Below are 6,192 nucleotides of genomic sequence, written 5' to 3' on the forward strand. Positions count from 1 at the left end.
CTTCCTGCGTACCGAACCCTAATCGCGTCAGGCAGGCTCGCGCCAGGGCCGCATTGCTGTCGATGACGAGCAATCCATTCACGTCGTTGAGGCTGGCGGCCACCACCGACAGTTCGGTGCAGCCGAGCAGGGCGGCATCGGCGCCGGCCGCTTGCGCGATGTCGAGCGCGCGCTCGGTTTCAACCGCCGCATCCGCGATCGAACCCGCCTTGACGAGGCTGATCGCGCTGTCGACGCACGCCTGAAATTCGGTGTTCGAGGGAAGGCAGAGCTCAAATCCCGCCGCCGACATCCTGTCCTGATAGAAGCCGGAGACCAGCGTGCCCTGGGTGGCGAGAACAGCAACCCGGCCCCGCTCCAGGCTACGACGCGTCTCCGCCACCACGGCGTCGCCGATATGGATGATTTCCGCGCGCGAATTCGCCGCCAGTTGGTCGTACCAATGATGGGCGGTGTTGCACGGCATCGCGACGCAGGCGACGCCGAGCGCATTGAGCGTCGCGACCGCCGCTTTCAAAGGCGCCAGCGGGCCGTCATGGCCGGCAAGGATGGCTTCGGTCCTGTCGGGCAGCTGCGGTACGCTGAGGATCACGGCAGGCACATGTTCGTTGTCTCTGAACGCCTGGGTCATCCGGGTCAATTTGAAGTAGAAGTCAGCCGATGCAAGCGGCCCCAGGCCGCCGATAATGCCGAGCTGGGGACGGATGCTGTCGTCGATCATCCGGCAGGCTCGGCTTCGAGCTGTTCCGAGACGGTTTCAGGCTGTGTCGCCTCCCTGTGGCTGGGAGCGATCATTGCCGTGCTCGCCGCGACGGTGCAGACGCTGGCCAGCGTCATGAACGTGTCCACGGCCGCATCCACCGCGACGAACAAAGCGAACGCCGCCTCGAAGGGAAGCTTCAGGTAGCCGCAGACGATGGACATCTGCGACAGGATGAGCAGGCTGCCCATGCCGCCGGTGGTGAGCGCGAGAAGCGCCGAGATGATGCCGACGAGCACGAGGTCGGGGACTGCAAGCGGATGGCCGTAGAGCTGGGCGATGAACAGCGCACCCGAAGTGTAGAGCAGCGCCGGGCCTGTACGCAGCAAAGCCGCCTGCAGCGGCACCAGCAGTTCCACGACCACCAGGCTGAACCGCAGGCGCTCGCTCAAAAGGTTGATGACCCACGGCAGCGAGGCGACCGTAGAGCGTGTGGTGATGGCCACCATGAGAAGGGGCTGGCAGGTCTTGATCGTCGTCCAGTAGCTTCGTCGCGACCGGATGGCGATAATGGCAAAGGCGCCGGCAACGAATATGAGGCAGGAAAAACCCATCACCAGCAGGTAACCGCCCATCAGCGTGAGCGGCTTGGTTCCGGTCGACGCGGTCTGGTCCGCGATCAGGATGAAGGTTGCAAAGGGCAACCCCCAGATGAACCAGTTGGTCAGCACCGTACAGGCCCTGTAGACCGCGTTGAGCGCCTGCGTCAGGCTCATGGACGAGGGCTGGGGAATCTTCCCCATCGCGAGCCCGAAAAGCAGGCAGAACAGCAGAACCTGGATGGTCTGTCCCGAGGCCAGCGCATTGAAGACGTTGTTCGGCACCAGGTCGAGCAGGATCGAATGCCCGCCGCTGGGATCCCCATTGGAGGGCGGCGGCTGGAACGGGAAGGCGAGATCGGTGGACACGCTGCCTTGCGAATTGATGAACTCGCCAAGCTCGATGCGCGACTGGGGATTCTCGATCTGGCCCGGCTGCAGGATCAGCGACAAGGTGCCGCTCACCAGCACGGCCAGGAACGACACGACCAGCACGGCCATACCCACCTTACCGAGGTAGCGGACCGATTTCGGGTCCTGGACCATCGCCGTGATGGAGAAGATGACCGATGAGACCAAATAGGGCAGGACGACCATCTTTAGGAAATTCAGGTAGAGTTGTGCGACAGGGCTGATCGCATGGGCAAAGTCTGGATAGTAGAGGCCGCACAGGATTCCTGCAGCAATCATCGCAATCGTCGTCACCGGCGATCGCAAGATACGCCTTGCCGCGAGACGCCAATCGAAAGGCAGGGGTCCGGCTACGTCGGAGATGGCCATTGTCAGGCTTTGCTCCCCAGGCGATAGCGGGCGATGATCTCGTCCGTGTTGAGAATCTGCTGACCCCGCGCGAGGTCGAGATACAGATCGACAAAGGCCGCGAGATGCGGATTGTCCGGCCGCACGCCGACTGCGATCGTATCGACCTTGTCGGTCAGCGTGATGGAGCGCGCTACGACTGTCATCGACGGATCGTCGACCATCAGCTTCTTGATCTCGAAATCATCGCGATAGGCCATGTCGATCGTCCCGTTTCGGATCGCATCGATGATCAGGTCCCAGCTTGCCAAGCGATGGATTTGCGCATGTGGGAAAGTCGTGGCCGCATAAGTGGCGAAGGAAGAGCCCTCGATCACGCCGAGATCACCTGAGAAATCACGGACAATCTGTTCTGGCGGCTTGCCTTGCGCGATACGCGCCAGGTTGAGGCGGTTGGCGATCAGCCCTTGCCGCAGCATGGCGTAGGGGCGGGAATAGATGATCGACCGGCCGCGCTGAAGCGTCCTGCTGAGCTTGCCAATCGCCATGTCGGCCTGTCCGGAACTGACCTGTCTGACGATATCGTCGAACGTTGCGGCGGATCGGTCGAACACCGGCTCGACCCCAAGCGCCGCGGCGATGCCGTGGGCCAGTTCCATGTCTATGCCATTGTCCCCCGATCCGTCGGCCGGGAAGAACGGATTGGAAGCGAAGGCCGGCATTGCGATGCGCAAGGCATCGCCGCTCGCGATCGGCGTTGGGGCGTTCTCCGCCTGCTGTCCTGGAGTGTTGGCCGCCCGGGCTTGCGAGATCAGCAACCCGCCGCTCCCGGCCGCAAGCAGTGTACGACGTGTAACCGGCATACGCGTTCTCAATTAGACCGGGAAAGCCAGCAAGATGCACAACCGACGTTAAACAAACGTATATATTACACTGCGCTTTTTTATGTATTGGATAAGCAGCTCAGCGCCACAAAATATTAGTATCACCTAATGTAAAAGGAATGGCGGAAGGATCGCGTTACTTCCCGCCAGGCGATTAGTTGGCCCCTAGGCGATCAGCTGCACTGTCAAAACGTCTCTGCCCAGGGCCGCAGCTCAAGCTCCGAGCTCCAGGCGCTGCGATGCTGGGGATGGGTTGTAAGATAGGCCTCGGCGATGGCGTCCGGCGATAGACGGCGGTCCGGCCGGCCGGGATCGGCCACCTGTCCGGCCGGCTCGATCTGGCCGTCGATGATGAAGTGGGCGACGTGGATGTTCTGCGGAGCGAGCTCGCGGGCCATGGACTGCGCCAGGCCGCGCAGGCCGAATTTCGGCATGGCGAAGCCGGCTGAGCCGGGAAATCCCTTCACACTGGCGGTGGCGCCGGTGAACAGGATCGATCCGGAACCCCGCCCAAGCAGCCGGCGCGCCGCCTGCTGGCCGACCAGGAAGCCGCCATAGGCGCCGACCAGCAATGCCTGTTTGACCGCTTCGGCATCGAGCTCGGCGATCGGTCCGCGGGTGCGCGCGCTGGCGTTGAACACTGCAAGCGCCAGCGGGCCGGCCTTGTCTGCAGTGTCGAACAGGCTGGCGACGGACGCGACGTCGGCAACATCCGTCTCGACGGCCAGCGCACCGGTTTCGTCGGTCAGAGCGCTGAGCTTCTCGAAATTGCGGGCGGCCAGAATCACGCGAAAGCCTTCCTGGGTGAGAAGGCGCGCAAGCGAGGCGCTCAGACCAGCGCCGGCGCCTGCAATGACGGCCACATCGGATGCCATGATTTTTCACTCCTTGCGGATTTCGGCGGAAGCGTTCGCCAGATCAGGCAAGGTCGCGCCTTCGGGGCTGACAGGCAAGAGGTGGCATCTCGGCGGTTGTTGAGCCAGACGGCTGCAGAACCAACGTTGCGCGGTCCAGCATCGCCTGTGGCGCTACGAAGGCCGCTCGGCCTTCAGCACCGAGACCGCCGCTTCGACAGTGGCAAGGCTTGGACCTTGCCCGCCAACCGGATTCATCCGACCGATATTTTGACGGTAGAATCGTCAGGCTTCGCAAAGCTATCGGCGATCTCATCGATGGGGACTGGAGCATGGTCCCGAAAAGTGGGAAACGGTTTTCGGAAAAGATCATGCTCAACGAGGAAACGACTATGGAACCAATCTGGGCCGTCGGCCTGATGACCGGCACGGTGCTGGACGGCAACATCGACGTCGCGCTGATCAAGACCGATGGCGAACGCATCGAGGATTTCGGCACCTACCGGCTGATGCCCTATCCCGCGTCGATCCGCTCGCTGCTGGAAGAGACGCTGACGGAGGCGCGGGGGTGGAGTTTCGTTGGGCCGGAGCCGGCGATCTTCCGCACCGCGGAGGATGCCCTGACACGCGCGCAATCGGCGGCCGTCAAGGAGTTGGTCGAAGGCTATGGCATGACGATGGCCGATATCGGCATCGTCGGTTTTCACGGCCAGACCGTTCTGCATCGTGCGCCGCAGGTTGGACGGCTGGGCCAGACCCGGCAGCTCGGCGACGGTGAGCTGATGCATGCCATACTGGGCACCAAGGTCGCATACGATTTCCGCTCGGCCGACATGCGCGCCGGGGGGCAAGGCGCGCCGCTGGCCGCGGTCTATCACACCGCGCTGATGCGCAGCGCCGGTGCCAATGGCGAGGTCGCCGTACTCAATCTCGGCGGCGTCGCCAACATCACCTGGTGGGACGGCGCTGACAATGTCGTCGCCTTCGACACCGGCCCCGCCAACGCGCCGCTCAACGATTTCATCAAGTCGAAGGGGCTCGGCGAGATGGACCGCGACGGCGCGCTTGGCTGGGCGGGAACGGTCGACGAGGCCCGGCTCGCCAAGCTGCTGCAGCACCCTTATCTGAGCAAAGCCTACCCGAAATCGCTGGACCGTTTCGACTTCGGTGCCGCGATGGCGGACGGCCTGAATGCAGAGGATGGTGCGGCCTTGCTCACCGCGTTCACCGCCGGCGCCGTCGGCAAGGCACTCGACCTCTTGCCGCACCGGCCGAAGAAACTGGTGGTCAGCGGCGGAGGTCGCCATAATCCGACCATGATGGCGATGCTGGCCAGCCGCGCCGGCGTCGAGGTGGTGCAGGCCGAGAGCCTGGGCTGGAGCGGCGACGCGGTGGAGGCGGAATGCTTTGCCTTCCTCGCGGTTCGCGTGCTGCGCGGCCTGCCGATCAGTTTTCCGAGCACGACCGGCGCACCGCGGCCGATGCAGGGCGGAAAACTCGCCGGTTAAGCCAGTTTCTTCTGCAGGAAGATGCGGCTGCGGCCGACGGGGAAGTCGGCAAGTGTTCCAAAGGGCTGATAACCCTGGCGCTGATAGACCTTGGCGGCATTCGGATTGAAGGTGTCGATCCAGGCGTTTTGACAGCCGCGCGCCACCGCTTCATGTTCGGCCGCGTCCAGCATCTTGCCGGCCATGTGCTGGCCACGCAGCCGCTCATCCACCCAGAGCCATTGCACATAAAGCCATCCCCAGGCGGTGTAGCCGGAAATGCCGGCGACGACCGCGCCGGCGTCGTCGCGCACGAACACCGCAAGCGCATGCCTTTCGGACGCGCCGACATCGCCGTCGTTGAACGCCGTCAGCCTTTCGCTGAGAAAAGTGAGGTCTTGCGGCGAGGGATTTGCCGTCGTTTGCAGTGTCGTGTTCATCGCTTTTCCGAGATGGGTTGCGTATCGGCATCGCCGCCATTGCGAAATTCGGACGCGGCAATGCCGTAGCGCTTGAGCTTGTCATAAAAGGTCTTACGCGGCACGCCGAGCACGTCGATGGCGGCGCGCACGTCGCCGCCATGGTCGCGTAGCGCATCGCGGATCAGTTGCGCCTCATAGTGGCCGACCCGTTCGGGCAATGCTGCCGCAGGCTCCGGCGAATGCGCGCGAACCGTTTTCATCTCCTCGTCCGGGCCGAGACCGAGCGCGACGCGATCGGCGAAATGGGCGAGCTCGCGCACATTGCCCGGCCAGTCATGCGACTGGAGATGATCGCTGACGGCTGCATTCACTTTGGCGACAGGCCGGCCAAACCGTTCGGCCGCCTTGCCGAGGAAATGCCCGAACAGCATCGGGATATCGCCGCGGCGTTCACGTAGCGGCGGAATGCGCAGCGTCACCACGTTGA

Annotated in this window: 7 protein-coding genes; 1 reads left to right on the plus strand and 6 read right to left on the minus strand. The window is 63.5% G+C overall.

What is annotated here, in order from left to right; all coding sequences use genetic code 11:
• The 4 genes from EN884_RS21630 to EN884_RS21645 all read right to left on the minus strand — a co-directional run.
• On the minus strand, positions 1–721 hold a 721-nt coding region (locus EN884_RS21630), incomplete at its 3' end, for an amino acid racemase (RefSeq protein ID WP_164895093.1).
• Positions 718–2,079: a cation:dicarboxylase symporter family transporter gene (locus EN884_RS21635; protein ID WP_063167600.1), complete on the minus strand. Its 1,362-nt coding sequence runs from the start codon at positions 2,077–2,079 to the stop codon at positions 718–720. The genes EN884_RS21630 and EN884_RS21635, both read right to left, overlap by 4 nt.
• A gap of 2 nt (positions 2,080–2,081) precedes the next feature.
• Positions 2,082–2,921: a transporter substrate-binding domain-containing protein gene (locus EN884_RS21640; RefSeq protein WP_063167599.1), complete on the minus strand. Its 840-nt coding sequence runs from the start codon at positions 2,919–2,921 to the stop codon at positions 2,082–2,084.
• Between the two features lie 206 nt (positions 2,922–3,127).
• Positions 3,128–3,817: an SDR family NAD(P)-dependent oxidoreductase gene (locus EN884_RS21645; RefSeq protein WP_063167598.1), complete on the minus strand. Its 690-nt coding sequence runs from the start codon at positions 3,815–3,817 to the stop codon at positions 3,128–3,130.
• Positions 3,818–4,188: 371 nt separating this feature from the next.
• On the opposite strand from EN884_RS21645, the gene EN884_RS21650 reads away from it, so the two are divergent.
• A complete protein-coding gene (locus EN884_RS21650; RefSeq protein WP_063170182.1) occupies positions 4,189–5,304 on the plus strand; it encodes an anhydro-N-acetylmuramic acid kinase in 1,116 nt (371 codons plus the stop codon).
• On the opposite strand, the gene EN884_RS21655 is transcribed toward EN884_RS21650, so the two are convergent.
• Together EN884_RS21655 and EN884_RS21660 are read right to left on the minus strand one after the other, a co-directional pair.
• Entirely contained in the window at positions 5,301–5,723 is a 423-nt protein-coding gene (locus EN884_RS21655; protein ID WP_063167597.1) for a GNAT family N-acetyltransferase, read from the minus strand. The two genes, EN884_RS21650 and EN884_RS21655, sit on opposite strands and share 4 nt — an antisense overlap.
• Positions 5,720–6,192, minus strand: a 473-nt coding sequence (locus EN884_RS21660; RefSeq protein WP_164895094.1) for a helix-turn-helix domain-containing protein, incomplete at its 5' end; no start/stop codon positions are given. The genes EN884_RS21660 and EN884_RS21655, both read right to left, overlap by 4 nt.

The sequence above is a fragment of the Mesorhizobium sp. M7A.F.Ca.AU.001.01.1.1 genome (genome assembly GCF_004022735.1).
Taxonomy (GTDB): domain Bacteria; phylum Pseudomonadota; class Alphaproteobacteria; order Rhizobiales; family Rhizobiaceae; genus Mesorhizobium; species Mesorhizobium ciceri.

Excerpts from the sequence above, each read along its gene's own strand:
- EN884_RS21645 (WP_063167598.1), bottom strand. The coding sequence starts at position 3,817 with ATGGCATCCGATGTGGCCGTCATTGCAGGCGCCGGCGCTGGTCTGAGC.
- EN884_RS21650 (WP_063170182.1), top strand. The coding sequence starts at position 4,189 with ATGGAACCAATCTGGGCCGTCGGCCTGATGACCGGCACGGTGCTGGAC.
- EN884_RS21640 (WP_063167599.1), bottom strand. The coding sequence starts at position 2,921 with ATGCCGGTTACACGTCGTACACTGCTTGCGGCCGGGAGCGGCGGGTTG.
- EN884_RS21635 (WP_063167600.1), bottom strand. The coding sequence starts at position 2,079 with ATGGCCATCTCCGACGTAGCCGGACCCCTGCCTTTCGATTGGCGTCTC.
- EN884_RS21655 (WP_063167597.1), bottom strand. The coding sequence starts at position 5,723 with ATGAACACGACACTGCAAACGACGGCAAATCCCTCGCCGCAAGACCTC.